The organism is Dolichospermum sp. UHCC 0259 (assembly GCF_009711935.1).
In the GTDB taxonomy this organism is placed as follows: domain Bacteria; phylum Cyanobacteriota; class Cyanobacteriia; order Cyanobacteriales; family Nostocaceae; genus Dolichospermum.
Genome location: NZ_VIKX01000019.1, coordinates 1 through 507, shown reverse-complemented (window position 1 = coordinate 507; position 507 = coordinate 1). Strand labels below are relative to the sequence as shown.

At 41.2% G+C, this 507-nt stretch carries 1 protein-coding gene; it reads right to left on the bottom strand.

Features of this window, described 5'->3' with window-relative positions; translation table 11 throughout:
* Positions 1 to 422 (bottom strand): PAS domain-containing protein (locus tag FJR05_RS02165; protein WP_168642599.1); only part of this gene is annotated, 422 nt, incomplete at its 3' end.
* Positions 423 to 507: the final 85 nt, after the last annotated feature.

Below are 507 nucleotides of genomic sequence, written 5' to 3'. Positions count from 1 at the left end.
GCTGGTTTTGGTCTTAGCACACTCAAGCAATTATTTAGAATGAAATAGCCCTGCAATTCATCCTCATATTGAATCCGTTGGTGAATAGCAATAAAGATACAATTATTGACAAAACTGCCGGCATTTTGCTGCCGAGTAGCATTGACCAGGATAGGTATATTATTTCCTTGTTTCGATCTCAATGAGAAGTATATTTCTTCCGTTTTACCATGCAGTTTCAATAACGGAAAAAAATGAGTCTGATAAAAAATGCGACCGGCAATTGGGAGGATTAATTCGATTTTTCGTCCTAATAGTTCATCAAGTTTGTATCCCAGTAATTCTAGCAGCGTTGCATTGACAATCACAATTGTGCCATCGTCAGTAAACGATAGGAAGCCACAGGGCGCAGTATTAAGTAGCTCATCTATTTGGTAGGTCACTTATGGGGGCAGGGGGCAGGGAGGTAGGCAGGAGGTACGCATTAATTGAAGCCTTTGCCGAAGATAAAGACTTAGGAGTGAGGGC